The sequence below is a fragment of the Microbacterium sp. ZKA21 genome, assembly GCF_050434165.1.
In the GTDB taxonomy this organism is placed as follows: Bacteria; Actinomycetota; Actinomycetes; order Actinomycetales; family Microbacteriaceae; genus Microbacterium.
In genome coordinates, this window is the sequence record NZ_JBNPVV010000009.1 from 158,783 (window position 1) to 183,717 (window position 24,935).

The following is a 24,935-nucleotide window of genomic DNA, read 5'->3' on the forward strand; positions in this document are numbered from 1 at the left end:
CCGGCCCGGCAGCAGTGCCGCGGATGCGCATCCGCACGTCGTGCGTCTGCTCATATGAGCACCGCGGTGCGCATGCGTCGTATTCTCGGTAATCTGGATGCGAAGGGAGGATGCCGTGGACGACGATCTGCTGACCGTGCGCGTGGCCGAGCTGTACTACGACGAGAACAGGACGCAGGACGAGATCGGCGGCATCCTGAAGATCTCGCGCTGGAAGGTCGGGCGTCTGCTGACGCAGGCGCGCGAACGCGGGATCGTCCGCATCGAGATCGTGCATCCTCGCGCCAGACGTCTCGGCCTCGAACGTCTGCTCACCGAGCGCTTCGGGCTCGTCGACGCCGTCGTGGTCCCCGCGGCGGACGACGATGCGGCGACTCTCGACCGCGTCGCGCAGGGCGCCGCCGATCATCTCGGCGCCATGCGCCCCGTTCCGCGGGTTCTCGGCGTCAGTTGGGGCCGCACGCTCACGGCCGTTGCGGAGGCGCTCGTCGACGGCTGGGCGCACGGCGTCACCGTCGTTCAGCTCAACGGAGGAGTGAGCCTGAGTCGTCGTTCCGGGGGAGCAGCGCAGCTGGCTGCCACGATCGCCCAGCGCGCCGGGGGCCAGGTCGCACTGCTGCCGAGCCCCGCGATCCTCGAGCGCATCGAGACCAAGCGGGCGATCGAATCCGACCGGACCGTCGCGGGCGTCCTCGAACAGGCCGCGAACGCGCACGCATTCCTCTTCAGCGCCGGTCCGTGCGATCGCACGTCCGCGCACGTGGAGAACGGATATCTCGACGTCGATGACGTCGCCGAGCTCGCCAGACGCGGTGCCGTCGGCGACGTGCTCGGTCGATACGTGGACGCGGACGGCAACGTCGTCGATCCCGAACTCGACGCCCGCACCGTCGGCGTCTCGCTCGACCGCATACGTTCGGCGGAGCACACCGTCTTCGTCGTCTCCGGTGCCGCCAAGCACGACATCGCGCGTACAGTCGTGACCAGCGGCCTGTGCCGCGTGCTGGTGACCGACGAGCCCACAGCCAGAGCATTGTTGGAGGAACAGTGACCACGAAGGAACTCACCCGCAGGACGGCGGTGGACGTCCTGGGCGGCGAGCCCGATGACGCCACGCTGCGCCGATTCCTGCACGGGCTGCCGGGGGTCGACGCCGTCGGGCTGGAGCAGCGTGCCGCGGGCCTGGGCTCGCGCTCGATCAAGACCACGTCCAAGGCCTGGGCGCTCGACAAGATCATCTCGCTCATCGACCTGACGACGCTCGAGGGCGCCGACACGCCGGGCAAGGTGCGCTCCCTGGTCGCGAAGGCGAAGACTCCGGATGCCGCGGATGCATCGACCCCGCTCGTCGCCGCGGTCTGCGTGTACGGCGACATGGTTGCGTACGCCGTCGAGGCGCTCGGTCGCGTGCACGGCGACCCCGACGACGGTCGGATCTCGGTCGCCGCGGTCGCGACGGCGTTCCCGAGCGGTCGCGCGTCGCTGGACATCAAACTCGCCGACACGGCCGAGGCGGTCGCTGCGGGTGCCGACGAGATCGACATGGTCATCGATCGCGGCGCGTTCCTCTCCGGTCGGTACGGTCTGGTCTTCGAGCAGATCGCCCGCGTGAAGGAGGCCTGCCGACGCGCGGACGGCACCTACTCCTCCCTCAAGGTGATCCTCGAGACCGGTGAACTGAACACGTACGACAACATCAAGCGGGCGTCATGGCTCGGCATCCTGGCCGGCGGCGACTTCATCAAGACCTCGACGGGCAAGGTCCAGCCGGCGGCGACGCTGCCGACGACGCTCCTGATGCTCGAGACCGTGCGCGACTGGCATCGGGTCACCGGCGAGCGGATCGGGGTCAAGCCTGCTGGCGGCATCCGCTCGTCGAAGGATGCCGTGAAGTACCTCGTCACGGTCGCCGAGACCGCGGGGGAGGAGTGGCTCCAGCCGCATCTGTTCCGCTTCGGCGCCTCGAGCCTGCTGAACGACGTGCTTCTGCAGCGCCAGAAGCTCGCTACCGGCCACTACTCCGGCCCCGACTACGTCACGATCGACTGAGGACGAGATATGTCATTCCTGGAATACGCTCCGGCACCCGAGTCGAAGGCGATCCTGAACCTCAAGGACAGCTACGGGCTGTTCATCGACGGAGAGTTCGTCGATGGTTCGGGCGCGAGCTTCACGACGATCTCACCGGCGGACGAATCGCGCATCGCCGAGATCGCCGGCGCCGCTGATGAGGACGTCGATCGCGCTGTCGCCGCCGCACGCCGTGCCTACGAGAAGACCTGGTCGAGGATGAGCGGGCGGGATCGCGGCAAGTACCTGTTCCGCATCGCCCGTCTCGTGCAGGAGCGCGCTCGCGAGCTCGCGGTCGCCGAGAGCCTCGACAACGGCAAGCCGATCAAGGAGAGCCGAGACGTCGACGTTCCGCTGGTCGCGGCATGGTTCTTCTACTACGCCGGTTGGGCGGACAAGCTCGACTACGCCGGCCTCGGAGCGGACCCGAAGGCCCTCGGCGTCGCCGGCCAGGTCATCCCGTGGAATTTCCCCCTGCTGATGCTGGCGTGGAAGATCGCACCCGCGCTGGCCGCCGGAAACACCGTCGTGCTCAAGCCCGCCGAGACGACGCCGCTGACGGCGCTCATCTTCGCCGAGATCCTCCAGCAGGCCGACCTCCCGGCCGGCGTCGTGAACATCATCACGGGTGCGGGTTCGACCGGGGCGCATCTCGTCCGGCATCCGGATGTCGATAAGGTGGCCTTCACCGGATCGACCGGTGTCGGACGCGACATCGCCCGCGCCGTCGCCGGCAGCGGGAAGAAGCTCACGCTCGAACTCGGCGGCAAGGCCGCCAACATCGTCTTCGACGACGCGCCGATCGACCAGGCCGTCGAGGGCATCGTCAACGGCATCTTCTTCAACCAGGGACATGTCTGCTGCGCCGGCAGCCGCCTCCTCGTGCAGGAGTCGATCCACGACGAGGTCATCGATCGCCTCAAGACCCGGCTTTCCACGTTGCGTCTCGGCGACCCGCTGGACAAGAACACCGACATCGGGGCCATCAACTCCGCGGCCCAGCTGGCCCGCATCCGCGAGCTCAGCGACATCGGCGAGGCCGAGGGCGCACAGCGCTGGACGGCGGACTGCGCGATCCCGGAGAAGGGCTTCTGGTTCGCACCGACCATCTTCACCGGCGTCGAGGCTTCGCATCGGATCGCCAGGGACGAGGTCTTCGGGCCGGTTCTGTCCGTCCTCACGTTCCGCACCCCGGCTGAGGCGATCGCGAAGGCGAACAACACGCCGTACGGCCTGTCCGCCGGCATCTGGAGCGACAAGGGCTCCCGCATCCTGGCCGTCGCCGATCGCCTGCGCGCCGGTGTCGTCTGGGCCAACACCTTCAACCGCTTCGACCCGTCCAGCCCGTTCGGCGGCTACAAGGAGTCCGGCTACGGTCGCGAGGGCGGCCGCCACGGTCTCACCGCCTACCTGAAGGGAGCGTCCGCATGAGCAAGCGGCTTTCCGTCCCCAAGACCTACAAGCTCGCCATCGGCGGGGCATTCCCGCGGAGCGAATCCGGTCGCACCTACGAGGTCGTCTCGGCGAAGGGCGCCTTCCTCGCGAACGCCGCCAAGGCGTCGCGCAAGGACGCTCGGGATGCCGTCGTCGCCGCCCGCGCGGCCGTGAAGGGCTGGTCCGGTGCCACGGCCTACAACCGCGGCCAGGTCCTGTACCGTGTCGCCGAGGTCCTCGAAGGCCGCCGCGCGCAGTTCATCGACGAGATCGCTGCGCAGGAGGGCGTGTCCGTCGCTGCGGCGGGCGCCCAGGTCGACGATGCGATCGATCTGTGGGTCTGGTACGCCGGCTGGTGCGACAAGTACGCGCAGGTCGCGGGCAACGCCAATCCGGTCGCCGGACCGTATTTCAACATCACCGTGCCCGAGCCCACCGGCGTCGTCGCGGTCGTCGCGCCGCAGGATTCGGCGCTGCTGAGTCTGGTCTCCGTCGTCGCCCCGGCGCTGGTCGCCGGCAACGCCGTCGTCGTGCTCGCGAGCGAGCGCTTCCCGCTCTCGGCGATCAGCCTCGCCGAGGTGCTCGCGACCAGCGACGTGCCCGGCGGAGTGGTGAACGTCCTCACCGGCTCGTCCGCCGAGGTGGCTCCGTGGTTGGCATCCCACGCCGACGTCAACGCTCTCGATCTCGCCGGTGCCGGCGAGCTGGACTGGGTCGATCTCGAGATCGCCGCGGCCGAGACGCTCAAGCGGGTCCTGCCTCCGGGATCGGTCGATGCGTCGCCCGCGCGCATCGCCGCGTTCACGGAGACGAAAACCGTGTGGCACACGAAGAGCCTGGTGTGACGTCGACGGACACCGGATCGTGGCAATGCGGCTCGGTGTCCGATGCACGGGTTAGGCTCGTCAGGAAGATCTCCGGATCCTGAGGAGGATGCGCATGGCTCGTATCGGTGAGAGCGCCGACCTGTTCAAATGCTCGTTCTGCGGAAAGAGCCAGAAGCAGGTCCAGCAGCTCATCGCTGGTCCCGGGGTGTACATCTGCGACGAGTGCGTCGAGCTGTGCAACGAGATCATCGAAGAGCGCATGGCCGAGTCCGAGGCCTCCGGCGTCGCCGAGTTCGATCTGCCGAAGCCGCGCGAGATCTTCTCCTTCCTCGAGGAGTACGTCGTCGGCCAGGAGCCGGCGAAGAAGGCGCTCTCGGTCGCCGTCTACAACCACTACAAGCGCGTCCGCGCACGCGCGACGCTCCAGCCGGCCGAGCAGCGCGCCGAGGACATCGAGATCGCCAAGAGCAACATCCTGATGATCGGCCCGACGGGGTGCGGCAAGACCTATCTCGCTCAGACGCTCGCCAAGCGCCTCAACGTTCCTTTCGCCGTGGCCGATGCCACCGCTCTCACCGAAGCAGGTTACGTCGGTGAAGACGTCGAGAACATCCTGCTGAAGCTCATTCAGGCGGCTGACTACGACGTCAAGCGCGCCGAGCAGGGCATCATCTACATCGACGAGATCGACAAGATCGCTCGCAAGGCCGAGAATCCGTCGATCACGCGCGACGTGTCCGGTGAGGGCGTCCAGCAGGCGCTGCTGAAGATTCTCGAGGGGACAGTCGCATCCGTGCCGCCGCAGGGCGGCCGCAAGCACCCGCATCAGGAGTTCCTGCAGATCGACACGACGAACGTGCTGTTCATCGTGGCCGGAGCCTTCGCCGGTCTCGAGGACATCGTGTCGTCGCGCGTCGGAAAGCACGGCGTGGGTTTCGGCGCGCCGCTGCACGACAAGACCAAGGATCTCGACCTCTTCAGCGAGGTGCTTCCGGAAGATCTGCACAAATTCGGATTGATCCCCGAGTTCATCGGACGTCTGCCCGTCGTGGCCTCGGTGTCGCCGCTCGATCAGAGTGCGCTCATCGACATCCTGACGGGTCCGCGCAACGCACTGGTGAAGCAGTACCAGCGCATGTTCGAGCTCGACGGTGTCCAGCTCGAGTTCGAGGAGGACGCACTGCGTTCGATCGCTGATCTGGCAGTGGAACGGAAGACGGGTGCCCGCGGGCTCCGTGCGATCCTCGAGGACGTCCTCGGCCCGATCATGTTCGAGATCCCGTCCGCCGAGGACGTCGCGAAGGTGATCGTCACCCGCGCCGCCGTCGACGAAGGGGCGCCGCCCACCGTGATCATGGAGCGCAAGCGCAAGAGCGCCTGAATCAACTGAGACGATCACGCCGCCGGCGACACTCGAGGGTATGACGACGACGCAGAAGCAGTGGTTCTCAGTCGGTGCGGCGATCCTGTCGGCGGTGCTCCTGGCGGGGTGCTCGGCGGCCACGACTCCGACGTCGACGGCGGAACCGGTCGGGGACACGGCATCCGACAGTGCCTCGGCCGCCGACACGGGCCCCTACGAGTGCAACGGCCGGTTCGTCGATCCGGCGACGTTCGACGAAGGCCTGCCCGCCGATCAGCTGCCGGAACAGGATGCCACTGGTATCGCCGCCGCCGTCGATGACGCCGGGGGCGACGCTCTCGACGGCGACCTGTCCGAATGGATCGTCGGTGCCCGTGCAGACGGCAGCATCACGCTTCTCCGTCCGCTCGAAGGCGAGGGCCAGTATGACGTCGTCATCTACGACAGGATGGCCGAGCTGCCCGCCACCGGGGAAGCGGGCTGGATGCTGACCAGCAGCTCCTCGTGCGCGCTCACGCTGGATGCCTCCCCGTTCGGCCCCGGCAACGTCGCGCTGGATTCGTCCGCGGTTCCGGCCGCCGACAGCACGACCCTCGCGTTGCGGGTGACGGAAAGGGCGTGCAACAGCGGAGAGGATGCCGAGGGGCGGGTGGAGCTCGTGTCGCTCGAAGAGACAGAGGATGCTGTCATCATCCGCGTGGCCGTCCGACCTCGCGAAGGGGACGGCGCGTACACCTGCCAGAGCAACCCTCCGACGCCGTTCACCGTCGAGCTCGCAGAGCCGCTCGGCGATCGTGAAGTGCTGGACGGCTCGCTGGTCGTTCCTCAGCCGATCCCCGTGCAGCAGGAGATCTCGTTCTGACGACCGATCGAAGTGGCGGAGCGATGTCCTACGCCCGGTCTACGGTGCGGACATGCGCCCCTTCCAGATCTCCGTACCAGATGTCGTCCTCGACGATCTGACCGATCGTCTCGCGCACTCCCGCCTGCTCGGCGATTCCCCGCGTCGACCCGAGACCGGGCTCTCGGCGGCATATCTCGCCGAACTCGTGGACGCCTGGCGAAGGTTCGATTGGCGCGGGCGCGAGCGCTGGCTCAACCAGGATCCGCAGTACCTCGCCGATGTCCACGGCACTCGGCTGCACTTCGTGCATCGCCAGGCGGAGAATGCCGGTGCGCCGGCGGCGCTGCTCATGCACGGCTGGCCGCATACGTTCGCTCTGCAGCTCGATCTCGCCCGGCTCCTGCCGGAGTTCCACGTCGTCATGCCCAGTTTCCCCGGGTTCGCGTTCTCGGATCCCTTTGACGGCACGATGACCGAGAAGGTCATGGCCGACATGATGCACAGCCTGATGACCGACCATCTCGGCTACGAGCGGTATCTGGTGTACGGCGAGGACATCTCGGCCAACGTCAGCGATCTCATCGCGGCGGAGCATCCGCAGCAAGTCGCGGGGATCCTCGTGACGCACGCGCACTTCGGGACCGACGAGGAGCGCGCGACGCTGGATGACCCGCAGGCCCGAGCGTTCTTCGACCGGCTGTCGGCTTCCGGCGGCCCCGATGGTGCGTATGCGCATCTCCAGGCGACCCGGCCGGATACCTTGGCCGCCGCGCTCAACGACTCTCCCGCCGGGCTGCTCGCGTGGATCGTCGAGAAGCTCGTCGAATGGAGCGATACGCCGAACGATGATCCCGCGGCTCTTGAGCGGCGCATAGCCCGCGATCGCATCCTGACCGAGGCCACCATCTACTGGGCGACCCAGACGATCGCCTCATCCTTCCGACCCTACTTCGATCGCGGCGCCGATGTGAGCATCCCACCCGTCGAGGTGCCGGCCGTCGTCGCGATCCAACGCCATGAGCACGACTACCCGGAGGTGCTGGCGCGCTCCTTCTATCGTGACCTGCGCTCGTTCGAACGACTCGAGCAGGGCGGCCATTTCGCAGCGGCGGAGGTTCCTGACGTCATGGCCGAACGTCTGCGTCAGCTCGCCAGGGAGTGCGGGCTGGGGCAGGCGTAGCGCTCACTGCGCAGGAGCCCACTCCGCCACGAGCAGCGCATCGTCCGTATCCGCCCACGTCATCGTCCTCGTGACACGGAAACCCGTGGCAGCGGCGACCTCAGTCAACCGCTGCGCCGAGCCGAACGGCTCGTGGTCGCTGGGATACGGATTCCGATGAACCCGCGCGACGCGCGGGCGTTCCTCCGCGAACGTCGCGGTCACGGCGCGTCCATCCGCTCGCAGCACGCGCCGCCACTCGGTAAGCGCCGCACGAGTGTCCGGGATCGCATGGAGCGCCGTCACGCAGGTGATCAGGTCCGCTGAGCAGTCGGGCACCGGCAGCGCAGCCACGTCGGCTTCGACCCAGGTGGCACGCGGAAGATGCTGACGGGCGACATCGAGCATGCCGGGAGAGATGTCGACGCCGGTCAGTCGAAGGTCCGCGGCTCGGGCTCGCAGAGCACGCAGCACCAGTCCTGTACCCGTCGCGATGTCGAGCACGTCGCGCACACCGACCAGCTCGGCGAAGTCGGCGACGCACGCCGCCAGCTCGCGATGCATCACGCTTTCGTCGTACGTGGCCGCGCGACGATCGAACGCGTCACGGACGACGCCGAGGCGGTCGGTATCGCTCACCCCTCGAGCCCGCGTCGCTTGAGCAGCGGCGCGATCTCGGCATCCCGACCGCGGAAGTCGCGGTAGGCCTCGAGCGGATCCTTCGAACCGCCGACCCCCAGCAGCCGATCACGGAACCGGTCGCCGTTCGCGCGGGTCAGTCCGCCGTTGTCGCGGAACCACTCGACGGTGTCGGCGTCCAGCACCTCGCTCCAGATGTACGAGTAGTAGCCGGCGCTGTATCCGCCGGCGAACACGTGAGCGAAGTACGTCGACGAGTAGCGTGTGGGGACGACCGGGTTATCGAGCCCGATCGACGCGAGCGCCGCCGCTTCGAACTCCGCCACGTCGCCGACGACATCCGAGGCGCGGAGTCGATGCCAGGCCTGGTCGAGCCACGCGGCGGCGAGGTACTCGCTCGTGGCGTGCCCCTGATCGAACGTCTCGGTCGCCTTCAGCCGTTCGACGATTCCCGCATCCAGGGGCTCGCCCGTCTCGACGTGGCGAGCGTAGTTGTCCAGGACCTCGGTCCACAGGATCCACATCTCGTTGACCTGGCTGGGGAACTCGACGAAGTCGCGGAACACGTTCGTCCCGGCGAAATGCGGGTAGGTGACCGTGGCGAACAGTCCGTGCAGGGCGTGCCCGAACTCATGGAACAGGGTCGTCACCTCGTCGAGCGTGAGCAGGGTCGGCTGCCCATCGGCCGGCTGGGCGACGTTGAGATTGTTCACGACGACGGGTGCCGTGCCCCGCAGGAGCGACTGACTGACGATCGGATTCATCCACGCACCGCCGCGCTTGGAGTCGCGGGTGTAGAGGTCGAGGATGTACAGCCCGAGCGCGCTGCCGTCGGCGTTCGAGACCTCGAAGACGCGCGCGCCTGGGTGGTAGGCCACGAGGTCGGGGCGCTCCGCAAACGTGATCCCGTACAGCTGCGTCGCCGCGAAGAACACGCCGTCCTGCAGAACCCGCTCCGCCTCGAACCAGGGTCGAAGCGCGGCGGTGTCGATGTCGTATTCCGCCGCGCGCACCTTCTCGGTGTAGAACGCCCAGTCGTGCGCCTCGAGGGCGAATGGCTCGGCCTCGGTCTCGTCGATGATCCGCTGCAGTGCAGCCTGCTCCCGGCGCGCGTTCGCCGCGGCCGGTACCGCTAGGCGATGCAGCAGATCGGACACGGCCTCCGGGTTCCCTGCCGTCTCATCCGAGGTCACGTAGGCGGCATGCGAGTCGTGACCGAGCAGTGCGGCGCGCTCGGTTCGCAGACGGACGATCTCGGTCAGTACGGCACGGTTGTCGTTCGCGTTCCCGCGGGATCCGCGCGAGCGCGACGCATCCATGATCCGGCGCCGGCTCTCGCGATTCGTCAGCGAGGCGAGGTAGGGGTGACCGGTGAAGAGCGGGAGCGTGACGAGATGTCCGTCCAGCCCTCGCTCTCCGGCCGCACGGGATGCTGCCGAGAGCTCGCCCGCCGACAGGCCATCGAGCTCGGCCTCATCGGTGAACAGCACCGCCAGGTCATTGGTGTCGGCGAGCAGGTTCTTCTCGAACGTCGTCGTCAGCGTGGACAGCTGCTGGTTGAGCGCCGTCAGGCGCGACTTCGCCCCGTCGTCGAGCGCTGCGCCCGCGTGCGTCATCTCGCGGAAGTGCCGCTCGACGAGATAACGGTCTTCGGATCCGAGGCCGAGGACGTCCAACTGGTCGTGAAGGGTGCGCACTCGCCAGTAGAGCTGAGCGTCGAGGGCCACGGCATCCTGGTGCGCGGCCATCAGCGGAGCGAGTTCCTCGTCGATGGCCTGGATCTCGGCCGTCGCATCCGCCGAGCTCACGGTGTAGAACGCGTGAGCGACGCTCTCGAGCAGGGAGCCCGCGTTCTCGAGCGGCACCATCGTGTTCTCGAACGTCGGCATCGACCGTACGCGGGTGATGCGCTGGATCTCGTCGAGATGCTCGGCGAACGCGACGCGGAACGCGGGCAGATAGTGCTCCGGCCGGATCGCGGCGTAGTCCGGCAGCGCGTAGGGGAGGGCGGACGGCGTGAGCAGCGGGTTGGCGTCGTCGGTCATGACACGAGCCTATGCGGTGGTGTCGAAGCAGCGCCGCACAGGTGCCGCATGCTGCCGTCCGCAATCGGGCTGACAGGTTGCAAAGAAAAGCTTGCAAAGAAGTCCTTGCAAGGATATCTTTGCATCATGACCGAGAACGAGCAGGGCAGGACCCTCGATGCTGGAGCGCTCAAAGCACTGGCGCACCCGTTGCGCGTGCGGATCTACGACATCCTCAGCGAGCGCGGCGCGCAGACCGCCAGCACGCTGGCCAAGCTGATCGGCGAGACGTCTGGCGCGACGAGCTATCACCTCCGCGCCCTGGCCGCTCAGGACCTCATCCGCGAGGTGCCGGATCGCGGCACGTCGCGCGAGCGCTGGTGGGAGCGACCCAAGGGGCGGATCAACCTGCCTGGGCCGGACCAGGCGCTCACGCCGGCGGGCCGCGCCGCCGCGCAGATCGTCACGTCCGAGTTCTTCGCACTCCGGCACCAGTCCCTCATGGAGTACCTCAATCGACCCGTGTCGGAGACGCCGGAGGGCTGGGCCGACGCCGGGCTCGTCACGACGACCATGCTCGATCTCACCCCCGTCCAGATGGAAGAGATGAAGGACGAGCTGACGCGCGTCGTCGACGAAGCCGTCGCCCGCTATGCCGGACAGGAAGGCGCACCGGGCACCCGTCGTGTCACGATGCGCGCCGAGATCTTCGACCTGCCCACGTCGGGCGCGAGCAAGGAGGAATCATGACCGCTGCGAGCATTCAGCACACGGCGCCGACGCGCCTCGAGGTCGCGCTGCTGCACATCGCCGACGCGCTGACGGCGTACGTCGGGCACCGGCGCGATGTGCGCGCCGAACGTCGATCACGGGAACTCGCGCAGCTGCGCGACACCCGCCCGACCCCGCCGGATCCGCGCGCCCTGGACATCGCCCTGCTGAAGCTGGGCTCCCGCCCGCGCTGAGCGGGTCCCGGCTTCAGTCCTCGAACGGCCGGACGACGACCTCACCGGATGCCGTGGCGAGCACTTCCCACCCGGCATCCAGCTCGGCGATCGGACGGCCTTCGAGCCAGGTCAGCGTCCACGATCCGGCGTGGCCCTCGGCCTCGACCGCGGAGATACCGGGCCGGAGGGACGCCGGGACCGACGCCGGCGGCTCGGTCAGCGCCGCCCAGCGCGTCCCCAGCTGCATCAGCTCTCCTCCACCGGGGCCAGCTCGATCTCCGTGACGGAGAGTTCCTCGCCCTCGACCAGCGACAGCTCCGCGATGCGGCCGACCGCCTGCAGGTCGCCGGCGGCGGCGTGCAGCGCGTCGATCGTCGCGGCGGGAGCCGCGATCACGGCACGCGCGACCGGCGTCTTCTGAGACGCCTTCGCTTCGGTCTTGGCGCGACGGATGCCGATGAGGGCCGCGCTGGCGGCGGCGAGGACAGCTGGATCACCGCCGGCATCCTGAGCCTCGGGCCACGCGGCCGTGTGGATCGAGCCTTCCTCGAACCAGCTCCAGGCCTCCTCTGTCGCGAACGAGACCACAGGTGCCAGCAGGCGCAGCAGGGTCGACAGTGCGATTCGCAGGGCGAGCGCCGCGGACGGCTGGCCGACATCGGCCTGGTTGTACGCGCGCTCCTTGACGAGCTCGAGGTAGTCGTCGCAGAACGTCCAGAAGAACGACTCGGTGACCTCGAGCGCCTTGGCGTGATCGAAGTCGTCGAACGCCTTCGTGGCCTCGCGCACCACGCCGTCGAGCGCGGCGAGCATCGATGCGTCGAGATCGTGCGTCACGGCGGCGCCCTCGGGAACCGGGAAGCCGAGCACGAACTTCGCGGCGTTGAGGATCTTGATCGCCAGGCGGCGGCCGATCTTCATCTGCGTCGGGTTCTGCGGGTCGAATGCGGCATCCACACCGAGACGGCTGGAAGCAGCCCAGTAGCGGACGGCATCCGATCCGTGCTTGTCCAGGATGTCGGCCGGGGTGACGACGTTGCCCTTGGACTTGGACATCTTCTTGCGGTCGGGGTCCACGATGAAGCCCGAGATCGAGGCGTGCGCCCACGGCGAGCGGCCGTCCTCGAGGGTCGAGCGCAGCATGGTCGAGAACAGCCAGGTGCGGATGATGTCCTGAGCCTGCGGGCGCACGTCGAACGGTGCGACCAGGTTCCACAGCTCCTCGTCGCGCTGCCAGCCGCCCGCCAGTTGCGGCGTCAGGGACGACGTCGCCCACGTGTCGAGGATGTCTGTCTCGGCTTCGAAGCCGCCAGGCACGCCGCGCTGCTCGGCGGTGTAGCCGTCGGGGACGTCGGAGGTCGGATCGATCGGCAGGGACGAAGCATCCGGGAAGATCACGCGGTCGTGATCGCGGTCACCGTTCTCGTCGAGTCCGTACCAGACCGGCAGGGGGACTCCGAAGAAGCGCTGACGCGAGATCAGCCAGTCGCCGGTGAGCCCGCCGACCCAGTTCTCGTAGCGCACCCGCATGAAGTCGGGGTGCCAGGTCAGCTCGCGGCCATTGGCGACGAGCTGGTCGCGGAGTTCGGCATCCCGCGCGCCGTTGCGGATGTACCACTGACGCGTCGACACGATCTCGAGCGGGCGGTCGCCCTTCTCGAAGAACTTCACGGCGTGGTTGAACGGCTTGGACACGTTCAGCAGTTCGCCGGATGCTTCGAGCAGCTCGACGATCTGCTTGCGCGCGCTGAAAACGGTCTTGCCTGCCAGCTGGGCGTAGGCGGCCTTGCCCGCTTCCGAGACGATCGCGTCGGGCGCCTCAGCGATCACGCGGCCGTCCTGGCCGAGGATCGTGCGGTTGGGGAGATCCAGTTCGCGCCACCAGATGATGTCGGTCACGTCGCCGAAGGTGCAGACCATGGCGATGCCGGATCCCTTGTCCTGCTGGGCGAGGTGATGCGGCAGAACGGGGACCTCGACGTCGAAGATCGGGGTGCGCACCGTCTTGCCGAAGGACGCCTGGTAGCGCTCGTCGTCGGGGTGGGCCACGAGGGCGACGCAGGCGGCCAGCAGTTCGGGCCGCGTCGTCTCGATCTCGATGTCGCCGCTGCCGTCGCTCTTGTGGAACGCCAGACGATGAAAGGACGCCGGCTGCTCGCGATCCTCGAGCTCCGCCTGTGCGATCGCGGAGCGGAAGTCCACGTCCCACAGCGTCGGCGCGAGCGCCTGATACGCCTCGCCGCGGTCGACGTTGCGGAGGAAGCCGAGCTGGCTCTGGCGGATCGTCTCGTCCGAGATCGTGCGGTAGGTCTGGGTCCAGTCGACGCTGAGCCCCATCTGGCGGAAGACGTCCTCGAACTGCTTCTCGTCCTCGACCGTGAGCTTCTCGCACAGATCGATGAAGTTGCGACGGCTCACCGGCACCTGGTCGGCGGCCTTGAGGCTCTTCGCGTCGCCCTGGAACGGCGGGACGAAGTCGGCGTCGTACGGCAGTGACGGGTCGCAGCGCACGCCGTAGTAGTTCTGCACGCGGCGTTCGGTGGGCAATCCGTTGTCGTCCCACCCGATCGGGTAGAACACGGCCTTGCCGCGCATGCGCTCGTAGCGGGCCTTCACGTCGGTGTGCGTGTACGAGAACACGTGCCCGATGTGGAGGGAACCGGATGCCGTCGGGGGAGGCGTGTCGATCGAGTACACACCGGCACGGCCGAGCTCGGCGGCGCGGAGGCGATCGAACAGGTAGGTGCCCTGCTCGGCCCAGACGCCGTCCCACTTCGCTTCGAGACCTTCGAGTGCGGGCTTGTCGGGAATCACGGACATAGAGGTCTCCTCGAGCGATGTATACGGCACGGTGTGTACGTGCCTGAGTGTGGGTGGGTGCTGACAGTCTACCGATTGCCCGCAGAGGTCGACCGACGTCGTAGATCGACCCCGTCCAAGAATCGGACGTAGACTGATATGTCCCCTTCTCCTGTTCTGAGGATCCGCATGCCCGCCGCATTCACCCGTCGAATCCTGCCTCTCACCGCGCTCGCGGCGGCAACCGCCCTCGCGCTGAGCGCGTGCGCCGCGCCCGGCGGCGAATCCGCCGACGGCGACGGCGGCGGAGAAGTCGTCTGGGCGATCGAGGGGGCCAACCTCTCGGCCGGACACATGGATCCGCAGACCAGTCAGCTCGACGTGGCGAGCATGGTGCAGCGCGTCGTCCTCGATTCCCTCGTCTTCCAGGAGACCGACGGCTCGTTCTCGCCCTGGCTCGCGACGGACTGGACTGTGTCGGACGACGCCACCAGCTACACGTTCCAGCTCCGCGATGACGTCACCTTCCACGACGGCGAGCCGTTCGACGCGGAGGCGGTGAAGGCGAACTTCGACCGCATCGCCGACCCCAAGACCGCATCCGCCCAGGCCGAGAGCATGCTCGGCGGCGAGTGGTACGCCGGCACCGAGGTGCTCGGCGACTACGAGGTGCGGGTGAACTTCAGCCAGCCGTACGCGCCGTTCCTGCAGGCCGCGAGCACGCCGCTGCTCGGGTTCTACTCGCCCGCGGTGCTGGAGTCGTCCGCCGACCGGCTGAAGGCGGGCGGACCGGGCATCACGGTCGGAACCGGGCCGTTCGAGCTCACGGACTACACGCCGGATCAGGAGATCGTCTACACCCGCAACGAGGACTACGCGTGGGGGCCGGACGACGCGGGAGCCGCGCAGTTCGAGACGCTGCGCGTGTCGATCCTCCCTGAGGCGTCCGTCCGCGCGGGCGTCGTGGAGAGCGGGGAGGCGGACCTCGCCAGCCAGCTTCCGCCGAACGTCGCCTCCGAGCTCTCCGACGGGCTCACGGTGGAATCGCGCGAGTACCCGGGGCTGCCGTACTCGCTGTACCTCAACGAGAAGTACGGCGTGTTCGCGGACGAGAAGGTGCGCCAGGCGTTCGCTCGCGGCATCGACATCGATGCCGCGGTCGAGGAGATCTTCTTCGGCCAGTTCCCGCGGGCCTGGAGCATCCTCGGTTCGACCACGCCGACCTATGACGCCTCGCTCGAGGGCAGCTGGCCCTTCGACCAGGACGAGGCGAACCGTCTGCTGGACCAGGCCGGCTGGACCGAGCGCGACAGCGACGGCATCCGCATGAAGGACGGCCAGCGCCTCTCGGTGCGCTGGATCGCCTGGACCCCGGTGCCCGACGACAAGGCGGCGCTCGGCAACGCGATCCAGTCGGATCTGGCGGAGATCGGGTTCGAGGTGAAGCGCGAGGTGCTCGAACCGGGCGCCTACAACGAGCAGTACGGTCCGAAGACGTTCGATCTGACCGACTGGGGCTTCTCGGGAGTGGACCCCGACCTGCTGCGCAGTCACCTGCACACCGACGGCTTCCAGAACGCCTCGCAGGTGTCGGATGCCGAGATCGACGCGCTCCTCGAGCAGGGGGTCGCCACGACGGATCAGGACGCCCGCACCGAGGTGTATCAGCAGCTGCAGCAGTGGAACGCCGAGTACACCGCCATCGTGCCGCTGTACAGCCCGTCGCTCATCACGGCGGTGAACGGCACCGTGCACGGCCTGGACTACGACCTGTACGGCCGGCCGCTGTTCTACGGCACCACGGTCGACTGACCGGGCGCGGTCGTTGAGGCAGACAGCGGGGCGGAGTCCGCTCCTGCTCCGGATCGCGGGGATCGCGGCATCCGCAGTGCTCGTGCTCTGGGGAGCAGCGACGCTCGCCTTCCTCGCCTTCCGGGTGATCCCCGGCGACCCGGTGTCCGTGATGCTCGGGCCCCAGGCTCAAGTGAGCGAGAGCGTCAAGGACTCCATCCGTGCCGAGTTGGGACTGGACCGTCCGCCGCTGGAGCAGTACGTGTCGTACCTGGCCGGGCTCGTACGGGGCGACCTGGGGGAGTCGTACCAGTTGAGGATGCCGGTGGCGGAGGTGATCGGTCGGCAGCTCGGCGCGACGGTGCAGCTGTCCGCGGCCGCGCTGGTCATCGCCGTCGTCCTGGCGCTCGCCGTCGCACTGCTGGCTCGGGGCCGCGTGCCCGGCGCGATCGCGACGGGCATCGAGCTCGTGATCCTGTCGTCGCCGGTGTTCTGGATCGGGATCGTGCTGCTGAGCGTGTTCGCGTTCGGGCTCGGCTGGTTCCCGGTCACCGGGTCGCGCAACCCGGCGACACTCGTGCTGCCCGCGATCACGCTCGCCCTTCCCGTCGCCGCGCTGCTCGGGCAGGTGCTCCGGGACGGCATCTCGACGGCGGAGCGCCAGCCGTTCGCCGACACAGTGCGGGCCCGCGGTGCGGGGCCGGTGCGGCTGACTCTCCGGCACAGTCTCCGCCACGGAGCCGCCGGTGCTCTCACGCTCGCCGCATATCTGACCGGTTCGCTCCTCGGCGGCGCCGTGCTGGTCGAGACGGTGTTCGCGCGTCCCGGTGTCGGCCGTGTCACGCTCGCGGCCATCACCGACCGCGATCTCCCGGTGATCACCGGGATCATCCTGCTGAGCGCGCTGGTCTTCGTGATCGTCAGCATCGCGGTCGAGGTGCTTCATCCGGTCCTGGATCCCCGTCTGCGTCGCGCGAGGAGGGCGCGATGAAGGCCGCGCGTATGGCGCTGCTGGTGATCGCCGTCGCGGTTCTCGCCGTGATCGCGATCGCCGCTGTCGCACCGGGGCTCCTGGCCGGTCAGGATCCGCTTCAGGTCGATGTGCGCTCGACGCTGCTGCCGCCGAGCGCCGAGCATCTGTTCGGCACGGATCAGAGCGGCCGGGACGTCTACGCGCGCGTCATCCACGGGGCGGCGCGCTCGGTCGGAGTCGGCCTGCTGGCGACGGCGATCGCGGTCGGCATCGGACTCGTGATCGGATCGATCTCCGGTTCCGCGCCGCGGGCCCTCGACGCGGGGTTCATGCGCCTCAACGACGTGCTGATGGCGTTCCCGGAGTTCCTGATCGCGCTCGTGGTCGTGGCGATCCTGGGACCGGGGCCCGTCAACGTCGCGATCGCGGTGACACTCGCCGCGATCCCCGTGTACGTGCGGCTCGCTCGGGTGCAGACGCGCACGCTTCGTCTGGCGGAGCACGTCGAGGCCGCGCGCATCCTCGGGGTGCCGCGGGTACGGGCGTTCACACGGCATGTGCTGCCGGCGGTGCTCGGCTCGCTCAGCGTGCTCGCGACGATCGGGGTGGGCTCCAGCATCCTCGCCGCGGCCGGGCTCAGCTTTCTGGGACTCGGGCCGACCGAGCCGACGCCGGAGTGGGGACTGATGCTCGCCGGAGGACGCAACGTCCTCGGACAGGCCTGGTGGGTCTCCGTCTTCCCCGGAGTCGCGATCACGCTCACCGTGATGGCGGTGACCGTGGTCGGCCGGATCCTGCGCGCGAGTGCGGAAGGACGACGGGCATGACGGCGCTGGATGTGCAGAACCTGCGGATCGCGTTCGATGGACGTGCTGTCGTCGACGGCGTCTCGTTCACACTGGAGTCTGGGCAGTGCGTCGCGATCGTCGGAGAGTCCGGTGCGGGCAAGAGCCTCTCGGCGCGGGCGATGCTCGGGTTGGCACCCGCGGAGGCTCGCGTCGAGGCGGAACGGCTGGACGTCGCGGGTGTCGACGCGCGTCGCCTCGGCGAGCGTTCCTGGCGCCGACTGCGCGGCGACAGGGTCGCCCTCGTATCGCAGGATGCGCTGGTATCGCTCGACCCGCTGCAGCGGATCGGCGCCGAGATCGCCGAGCCCCTGCGCCTTCATGAACCCGGGGTGCGCGGTGCTGCTCTGCGCTCCCGGGTCCTCGGCCTGCTGGGACGCGTGTGGATGCCGGATGCCGAGCGTCGCGCGCAGCAGTACCCGCATGAGCTCTCCGGCGGCCTGCGGCAGCGGGCGCTGATCGCGTCGGCGCTCGCGGGATCGCCGACCGTCCTCGTCGCCGATGAACCCACGACCGCCCTGGATGCGACGGTCCAGGCGCGGGTGCTCGACCTGCTGCGCGAGATCGCGGACACCGGGACCGCTGTGCTGTTCATCAGCCACGACCTCGCGGCGGTGCGCCGAGTCGCGGATCGCATCCTCGTCATGCGCGCCGGCCGGATCGTGGAGGAAGGCGATGTCGCGCAGATCCTCGATGCCCCGCGTGAGGAGTACACGAAAGCGCTGGTGGCGGCGACGCGTCATGAGCCGCGCCCGGCTCAGGACGCGATCGATGAGCCGGTGCTGACGGCCTCGGACCTGTCGAAGGCGTTCGACGCGTTCCCGGCGGTGTCGAACGCCTCGTTCACGGTGAGCAGAGGCCGTACGCTCGGCATCGTCGGGGAATCGGGGTCGGGCAAGACGACGCTCGCGCGCATGGTCATCGGCGTCGAGCGCCCCGATGCCGGCTCGCTCATGTGGCACCGCGAGCATCGGGTCCAGTTCGTGCACCAGAATCCGCTCGGAGCCTTCGATCCGCGCTGGAGCATCGGCCGGTCGTTGCGGGAGGCTCTGGAGGCCGCGGGTGTGCCGCGGAGCGATCGGGGGGCGCGCATCGCCCGGTTGCTGGCCGAGGTCGATCTGGAGCCGGGGCTGGCCGCTCGCCGCCCCGCCGCGCTGTCGGGAGGGCAACGGCAGCGGGCCGCGATCGCGCGTGCCCTGGCGGCCGATCCGGACGTCCTCGTGCTCGACGAACCGGTGTCAGCGCTCGATCCGACGGTCAGGGAACGCGTTCTCGCGCTGCTGCTGCGCCTTCAGCGGGACCGCGGACTCACGATGCTGTTCGTCTCCCATGATCTCGATGTCGTCGCAGCCGTCGCGGATGACGTCGTGGTCATGAAAGACGGTGCCGTCGTGGAGCAGGGCAGGGTCGCGGACGTCTTCGCCGCTCCGCAGCATCCGTTCACCCAGGAACTGCTCGCGGCTTCCGGATCGCGCTAGTCGCGCACCTCGATGCCGACGCCGGCGGCCAGGACCGGAGCGAGCTGCTGCACCTGGAAGGTCGTCAACGTCACGCCGCGCAGGCTGTTGGTGTCGATGAACGCCAGGGCATCGAGACCTCGAAGATCCACGTCCTTGGCGCGCAGTCCGCGGGGGTCGACCTCGTCGCTGCGGCAGTCGTCGAAGCGCACGCGCGTGAGCTGCGCTTGCGGCATGTCCAGCGCGCGGATCGTGCAGTCGGCGATGAGCACGTCAGTGGCCTTCGCCGCGCCGAGGTTGAGATAGTCGATGCGCAGATCGCGCAGTTCGAGTTCGGCGATCCGGGTCGTGCTGAGATCGAGCGTGCCGATGCGTCCGCCGGTGATCCGCACGCGGCGGATCCCGGCGTCCCGCAGCTTCAGCGATGCCGCACGGATGCCGGTGACGTCGACGTCCATGACATCGGCCCCCGTCATGTCGATCGTGCCGGCGTCGGCCGTAAGGACGCACTGCTCGAGGGTCGCGTGCGCCAGGTCGGCGTCGCCGGAGAGGGCGAGTCTGGAGGCCAGCAGGTCCGCGCGGCGTGCCGGTTCCGCGGGTGTCAGGGCGTCGGGGAGATCCGGCGGTGAGACGCGGGGAGCAGCGGGGGATTCGGGGGAGCGAGCCATGCGTCGAGCGTAGGGCGCGGCGCGGACAGTTGCGACTCCGAGGCGAGGAAGCTAAATTCCTAGCATGCAAGCATCCGAACCCAAGGTGCAGTTCAACGTGTATCTGCCGCAGGAGCTCGTCCGCAGCGTCAAGCACCGCGCGATCGACGACGGAATGAGTCTGTCCGCTCTCGTCGAGACCGCGCTGCGCGTCTTTCTCGAAGGGGACCGACGATGACCGTCGTCCAGCAGATCCTGTACACCGAGCAGCCGGAGCGCTGGTGGGCTCTGGCAGAAGCGCTCGGCTTCTCGGCCCCCTTCGTCCCGACACCGGAGTGGGGCGAGTTCCACGCCGACGGCGTGCTCGGGGTGCACCGAGCGACGGGCGAGCACCGGCCGGGTCGGGTGGACATCCATCTGCTCGTGAAGGACCTGGATGCCGCGGCATCCGCCGTGTCGGCCTTCGACGTCTCGCGATCCACCATGGAAGGCGTCGGGGAGATGCTGACGGTGCGCGCGGCGTCCGGCTTCGCGGTGACGGTCTCCGTCGGAGCCGGGGGAGTCTCGGGCAATATCGCCGTCCAGCCGATCCGGTTCCAGGACGATCTCACCGAACCGCGAGCGATCCTCGAGGCACTGGGGCTGCGTGCGGAGATCGTGGCGGACCGCGGCGGATGGGCCGAGCTGCGCGCCGATGGCGGTTCGGTCGGACTCCACACGGGATCAGCAGACATCGGGCTGAGCTTCGAGGTCCGCGGCGACCTCGATGCGCTCGCCGCCCGGTTGCGGGAAGCCGGGTTCGAGGCATCCGTCGTCGACGAAGCCTTCGCGCGGACGATCCGCATCCCCGACCCCGATGGCGGCGCGGAGATCTGGATCAACGGCGCGCAGGACGATCTGCACGGCTACCACCGGGAGGCGTGATGGCGTTCGAGCGCGACCTCGGAGACGGCGCAGCCCTGGTGCTGCGCACTCCGTCAGCCGCCCGCGCGCTGCGGCCGGTCATCGCCGCGAACCTCCCGCGCCTGCGGCTGTGGGAGCCGTGGGCGCATGTCGTGGAACCGGGCGATCTCATGGACGAATACGACCGGGAGCAGCTTCGTCGCTTCGTCGACGGCACCGCCGTGCCTGGAATCCTGCAGCAGGACGGGAACGCCATCGGATCGGTGTCCGCGCAGATCGACCGCTACACGCGCAGCGCGCAGCTCGGCTACTGGGTCGATGAACGCGCCGAGGGGAAGGGCATCGTCGCCCGCGCCTGTCGCGCGGTGATCGGCGACCTGTTCGCCGACGGCGTCGAGCGCATCGAGATCCGTACGGCCGGTCACAACGAGCGCAGCATCCGCCTGGCCGAACGGCTCGGCTTCGCACGGGAGGGAACGCTGCGCCGAGCGCTGCCGGTGGGAACGCAGCGTCATGATCTGGCCGTGTTCGGGCTGCTGTCCGCCGATGCGGACGGAGCATCGGACGGCGACGCGCATCCCGGGGGATGAGCGTGCGGTTCCACAGCCGCGTACAATGAAGGCAAAGCACTGATCCGGCCATCACCGGGGAGCTCTCGGAAGAACGCTTCGGCAAGCGCAGTACAAGCGCAGCGCGGGCCGTGGCAAGTAGAACCGAGCGGGGCAGGCCCGTCATCGCCGCAGTGAGAGTGGCCCCGCCGTGAGGCGGTGCACGCGGGGTGGTACCGCGGTCCTTCGCACGACGGGATCGTCCTCGCAGGAGCATCCGCCACGACGAACACTGCGAGTCACGATGACCTATCCCCGTCCTTCCGCATTCGGCCCCGCCGCCGACCCTTCGACGAGCGCTGGGCAGGCTGCCGCCGCGCCCGTCACGCCCAGCCCGCGCTTCCCGGCGATCGAGCAGGAGATCCTCGAGTTCTGGAAGGCGGACGACACCTTCCGCGCCTCCATCGCGCAGCGGGACGGTGCCGAGGAGTGGGTGTTCTACGACGGCCCGCCGTTCGCGAACGGCCTGCCGCACTACGGGCACCTGCTGACCGGCTACGCGAAGGACCTCTTCCCGCGATTCCAGACGATGCTCGGCAAGAAGGTCGACCGCGTCTTCGGCTGGGACACGCACGGCCTTCCCGCCGAGCTCGAGGCGATGAAACAGCTCGGCATCACCGAGAAGAGCGAGATCGAGGACATGGGCATCGACGTCTTCAACGCGAAGGCGAAGAGCTCGGTGCTGGCGTACACGCGCGAATGGCAGGACTACGTCACCCGCCAGGCGCGCTGGGTCGACTTCGACCGCGGGTACAAGACGCTCGACCTCGGGTACATGGAGAGCGTGCTCTGGGCGTTCAAGACCCTGTACGACAAGGGCCTCGCCTACGAGGGGTACCGCGTCCTGCCGTACTGCTGGCGCGACGAGACGCCGCTGAGCGCCCATGAGCTGCGCATGGACGACGACGTGTACCAGATGCGTCAGGACCCGTCCGTCACTGTGGCCTTCCCCCTGACGGGGCCGGATGCCGTGGCGAAGGATCTCGACGGCGTCCGCGTCCTCGCGTGGACGACGACCCCGTGGACCCTTCCGACCAACATGGCCCTCGCCGTCGGGCCGGAGATCTCCTATGCAGTGGTGCCCGCGGGGCCGAACGGCGCCTCCGACGGCAACACCGGCCGCTACCTGCTCGCCGTCGACCTTCTCGCCGGCTACGCGAAGGATCTCGGCTACGAGGACGCCGCAGCGGCATCCGATGCCGTCGAGCGCACCGTCACGGGAGCGGAGCTGTCCGGCCTGAGCTACGAGCCGCTGTTCGACTACTACACGGATACCGCGACCTACGGCACCGAGAACGCCTGGCGCATCCTCGTCGACGACTACGTCACGACCTCTGACGGCACCGGCGTCGTCCACCAGGCGCCCGCGTACGGTGAGGACGACCAGCGCGTCACGACGGCAGCCGGTATCCCGACGATCCTGTCCCTCGATGACGGGGGGCGCTTCCTCCCGAACGTCACGGACGTCGCTGGCGAGCTCTGGATGGACGCCAACACGCCGCTCGTGCGGCTGGTGCGCGAGCGGGGCAGGCTCATCCGGCTGCAGAGCTACGAGCACTCGTACCCGCACTGCTGGCGCTGCCGCAACCCCCTGATCTACAAGGCCGTGTCGAGCTGGTTCATCCGCGTCACGGACATCAAGGACGACATGCTCGCGAAGAACGAGCAGATCACCTGGGTACCGGAGAACGTCAAGCACGGCCAGTTCGGCAAGTGGCTCGAGGGCGCGCGCGACTGGTCGATCAGCCGCAACCGCTACTGGGGCTCCCCGATCCCGATCTGGAAGAGCGACGACCCCGAGTACCCGCGTGTCGACGCGTACGGTTCGCTGGAAGAGCTGGAGCGCGACTTCGGCGCGCTGCCGCGCAACCCGGAGGGCGAGATCGATCTGCACCGCCCGTACATCGACGACCTGACGCGTCCGAACCCGGACGACCCGACGGGCAAGAGCACGATGCGTCGCATCGAGGACGTCTTCGACGTGTGGTTCGACTCCGGTTCGATGCCGTACGCCCAGGTGCACTACCCGTTCGAGAACCAGGAGTGGTTCGACGCCCACGCGCCGGCGGACTTCATCGTGGAGTACATCGGGCAGACCCGCGGCTGGTTCTACGTCATGCACGTGCTGTCCACCGCGCTGTTCGATCGTCCGGCGTTCACCGGTGTGAGCTGTCACGGCATCGTGCTCGGCAGCGACGGCTACAAGATGTCGAAGTCGCTGCGCAACTACCCCGACGTCTCGGAGGTGCTCGACCGCGACGGCTCCGACGCGATGCGCTGGTTCCTCATGTCGAGCTCGGTGCTGCGCGGAGGCAACCTCGCCGTGACGGAAGAGGGCATCCGCGCCGGTGTCCGCGAGTTCCTGCTGCCGCTGTGGAACTCGTGGTACTTCTTCGCGACCTACGCCAACGCGTCGGGCGACGGCTACGAGGCATCCTGGCGCACGGACTCGACCGATGTCCTGGACCGATACATCCTCGCCCGCCTCGGCGACCTCGTGCGCGAGGTCCAGACCGACCTCGAGGGACTCGACTCGACGACAGCGGCCGGCCGCCTGCGCGACTTCGCCGAGACTCTGACGAACTGGTACATCCGGCGCTCGCGCGACCGCTTCTGGACCGGTGTCGCCGACGACCCGAAGAGCCGTGAGGCCTTCGACACTCTCTACACCGTGCTCGAGACGCTGTGCCGTGTGGCCGCCCCCCTGGTGCCGCTGATCAGCGAGCGCGTCTGGCAGGGGCTCACGGGTGGTCGCAGCGTCCACTTGACGGACTGGCCGGATGCCTCGGCCTTCCCGGCCGCGGACGAGATCCGCGATGCGATGGATGCTGTGCGCGAGCTGTCCAGCGTCGGCAACGCCCTCCGCAAGAAGGAGAAGCTGCGCGTGCGCCTGCCGCTCGCCCGACTGACCGTCGTCTCGCCGCTGGCCGATTCGCTCGGCCAGTTCGAGGACATCCTGCGCGACGAGCTCAACGTCAAGTCCGTCGAGCTCGTGCAGCTCACGGACACCGCCGCGGCGGAGTACGGCATCAGCCACCGCCTGAGCGTGAACGCGCGCGCCGCAGGTCCTCGCCTCGGCAAGGAGGTGCAGCGGGTGATCCGTGCCGCGAAGGACGGCTTCTGGACCGAGGACGCCGGCGTCGTGACCGCTGACGGCATCGCCCTCGAGCCCCATGAGTACGAACTCGCACTCGAGACCACAGGGCGACCGGAGGGCGAGGCCCTCGCGATCGTCCCGAGCGGTGGTTTCGTGCTGCTGGACACGCTGACCACACCGGAGCTCGAGTCCGAGGGACTGGCTCGCGACATCATCCGCGCGGTGCAGGAGACCCGCAAGAACGCCGCCTTCGACGTGAGCGACCGGATCCGGCTCGCGCTGACGTTCCAGGACGACCAGGATGCCGCAGCCGTCGCCTCGGCGTTCGACGCCGCGGCGGTCGCGGGGGAGACTCTCGCCCTGTCCTACGTCGTGCGATCGGCCGGTGCTGTGCTCGTGGAGCACGGCGAGCAGGTCGCCGAGCCGGAGTTCGAGGCGGATGTCGCCTCCGGAACGTATGCCAACCGCGGCGACTTCACGATCGCCGTCACCCGGATTGGAGCCTGAG

At 68.6% G+C, this 24,935-nt stretch carries 22 protein-coding genes; 17 read left to right on the plus strand and 5 right to left on the minus strand.

The window, feature by feature from the left end; genetic code table 11:
• Positions 1–115 precede the first annotated feature (115 nt).
• From M2317_RS17165 to M2317_RS17195, 7 genes are all read left to right on the plus strand, one after another.
• Positions 116–1,051, plus strand: a complete 936-nt coding sequence (locus M2317_RS17165) for a sugar-binding transcriptional regulator (protein WP_429462282.1) — start codon at positions 116–118, stop codon at positions 1,049–1,051.
• Positions 1,048–2,049 (plus strand): deoxyribose-phosphate aldolase, encoded by a 1,002-nt coding sequence (deoC, locus tag M2317_RS17170; protein ID WP_429462284.1) that lies wholly within the window; start codon positions 1,048–1,050, stop codon positions 2,047–2,049. Before M2317_RS17165 ends, deoC begins: the two co-directional genes overlap by 4 nt.
• 9 nt (positions 2,050–2,058) lie before the next feature.
• Entirely contained in the window at positions 2,059–3,501 is a 1,443-nt protein-coding gene (locus M2317_RS17175) for an aldehyde dehydrogenase family protein (RefSeq protein ID WP_429462286.1), read from the plus strand.
• Positions 3,498–4,349, plus strand: a complete 852-nt coding sequence (locus M2317_RS17180; protein ID WP_429462288.1) for an aldehyde dehydrogenase family protein — start codon at positions 3,498–3,500, stop codon at positions 4,347–4,349. The genes M2317_RS17175 and M2317_RS17180 overlap by 4 nt, the downstream gene beginning before the upstream one ends.
• A 94-nt stretch (positions 4,350–4,443) precedes the next feature.
• The gene (gene clpX, locus M2317_RS17185) at positions 4,444–5,712 is read left to right on the plus strand and encodes an ATP-dependent Clp protease ATP-binding subunit ClpX (protein WP_429462290.1); all 1,269 of its coding nucleotides are present in this window, start codon (positions 4,444–4,446) and stop codon (positions 5,710–5,712) included.
• A gap of 40 nt (positions 5,713–5,752) precedes the next feature.
• Positions 5,753–6,556, plus strand: coding sequence for a hypothetical protein (locus M2317_RS17190; RefSeq protein ID WP_429462292.1), 804 nt, complete (start codon positions 5,753–5,755; stop codon positions 6,554–6,556).
• A 52-nt stretch (positions 6,557–6,608) separates the two neighbouring features.
• A complete protein-coding gene (locus M2317_RS17195) occupies positions 6,609–7,718 on the plus strand; it encodes an epoxide hydrolase family protein (protein ID WP_429462294.1) in 1,110 nt (369 codons plus the stop codon).
• 3 nt (positions 7,719–7,721) lie between these two features.
• On the opposite strand, the gene M2317_RS17200 is transcribed toward M2317_RS17195, so the two are convergent.
• Entirely contained in the window at positions 7,722–8,336 is a 615-nt protein-coding gene (locus M2317_RS17200) for a class I SAM-dependent methyltransferase (RefSeq protein ID WP_429462295.1), read from the minus strand.
• Entirely contained in the window at positions 8,333–10,381 is a 2,049-nt protein-coding gene (locus M2317_RS17205; RefSeq protein WP_429462298.1) for a M3 family metallopeptidase, read from the minus strand. The genes M2317_RS17200 and M2317_RS17205 overlap by 4 nt, the downstream gene beginning before the upstream one ends.
• A gap of 126 nt (positions 10,382–10,507) precedes the next feature.
• On the opposite strand from M2317_RS17205, the gene M2317_RS17210 reads away from it, so the two are divergent.
• Together M2317_RS17210 and M2317_RS17215 are read left to right on the plus strand one after the other, a co-directional pair.
• Positions 10,508–11,110 (plus strand): helix-turn-helix domain-containing protein, encoded by a 603-nt coding sequence (locus M2317_RS17210; RefSeq protein ID WP_429462300.1) that lies wholly within the window; start codon positions 10,508–10,510, stop codon positions 11,108–11,110.
• Positions 11,107–11,325, plus strand: a complete 219-nt coding sequence (locus M2317_RS17215) for a hypothetical protein (RefSeq protein ID WP_429462302.1) — start codon at positions 11,107–11,109, stop codon at positions 11,323–11,325. The genes M2317_RS17210 and M2317_RS17215 overlap by 4 nt, the downstream gene beginning before the upstream one ends.
• 13 nt (positions 11,326–11,338) lie before the next feature.
• Here the strand turns inward: M2317_RS17215 and M2317_RS17220 are convergent, their stop codons facing one another.
• Both M2317_RS17220 and valS read right to left on the minus strand, forming a co-directional pair.
• Positions 11,339–11,554, minus strand: a complete 216-nt coding sequence (locus M2317_RS17220; RefSeq protein ID WP_429462304.1) for a hypothetical protein — start codon at positions 11,552–11,554, stop codon at positions 11,339–11,341.
• Positions 11,554–14,127, minus strand: a complete 2,574-nt coding sequence (valS, locus tag M2317_RS17225; protein ID WP_429462306.1) for a valine--tRNA ligase — start codon at positions 14,125–14,127, stop codon at positions 11,554–11,556. Before valS ends, M2317_RS17220 begins: the two co-directional genes overlap by 1 nt.
• A gap of 168 nt (positions 14,128–14,295) precedes the next feature.
• Here valS and M2317_RS17230 point away from each other — a divergent pair, with 168 nt between their 5' ends.
• Genes M2317_RS17230 through M2317_RS17245 form a run of 4 tightly spaced genes read left to right on the plus strand, consistent with a single transcriptional unit; the run spans position 14,296 to position 19,193 of the window.
• A complete protein-coding gene (locus tag M2317_RS17230) occupies positions 14,296–15,918 on the plus strand; it encodes an ABC transporter substrate-binding protein (RefSeq protein ID WP_429462308.1) in 1,623 nt (540 codons plus the stop codon).
• A 13-nt stretch (positions 15,919–15,931) separates the two neighbouring features.
• Entirely contained in the window at positions 15,932–16,888 is a 957-nt protein-coding gene (locus tag M2317_RS17235) for an ABC transporter permease (protein ID WP_429462310.1), read from the plus strand.
• Positions 16,885–17,697, plus strand: coding sequence for an ABC transporter permease (locus M2317_RS17240; RefSeq protein WP_429462313.1), 813 nt, complete (start codon positions 16,885–16,887; stop codon positions 17,695–17,697). Before M2317_RS17235 ends, M2317_RS17240 begins: the two co-directional genes overlap by 4 nt.
• Positions 17,694–19,193: an ATP-binding cassette domain-containing protein gene (locus M2317_RS17245; RefSeq protein ID WP_429462315.1), complete on the plus strand. Its 1,500-nt coding sequence runs from the start codon at positions 17,694–17,696 to the stop codon at positions 19,191–19,193. Before M2317_RS17240 ends, M2317_RS17245 begins: the two co-directional genes overlap by 4 nt.
• Here M2317_RS17245 and M2317_RS17250 read toward each other — a convergent pair.
• The gene (locus M2317_RS17250) at positions 19,190–19,840 is read right to left on the minus strand and encodes a pentapeptide repeat-containing protein (protein WP_429462318.1); all 651 of its coding nucleotides are present in this window, start codon (positions 19,838–19,840) and stop codon (positions 19,190–19,192) included. The genes M2317_RS17245 and M2317_RS17250 overlap by 4 nt on opposite strands.
• A gap of 64 nt (positions 19,841–19,904) precedes the next feature.
• On the opposite strand from M2317_RS17250, the gene M2317_RS17255 reads away from it, so the two are divergent.
• The 4 genes from M2317_RS17255 (at position 19,905) to ileS (ending at position 24,934) form a co-directional block, all read left to right on the plus strand.
• Positions 19,905–20,057, plus strand: coding sequence for a CopG family transcriptional regulator (locus M2317_RS17255; protein WP_429462321.1), 153 nt, complete (start codon positions 19,905–19,907; stop codon positions 20,055–20,057).
• The gene (locus M2317_RS17260) at positions 20,054–20,743 is read left to right on the plus strand and encodes a hypothetical protein (protein ID WP_429462323.1); all 690 of its coding nucleotides are present in this window, start codon (positions 20,054–20,056) and stop codon (positions 20,741–20,743) included. Before M2317_RS17255 ends, M2317_RS17260 begins: the two co-directional genes overlap by 4 nt.
• Entirely contained in the window at positions 20,743–21,312 is a 570-nt protein-coding gene (locus M2317_RS17265) for a GNAT family N-acetyltransferase (RefSeq protein WP_429462325.1), read from the plus strand. The genes M2317_RS17260 and M2317_RS17265 overlap by 1 nt, the downstream gene beginning before the upstream one ends.
• Positions 21,313–21,574: 262 nt before the next feature.
• A complete protein-coding gene (ileS, locus tag M2317_RS17270; protein ID WP_429462328.1) occupies positions 21,575–24,934 on the plus strand; it encodes an isoleucine--tRNA ligase in 3,360 nt (1,119 codons plus the stop codon).
• Position 24,935 lies beyond the last annotated feature (1 nt).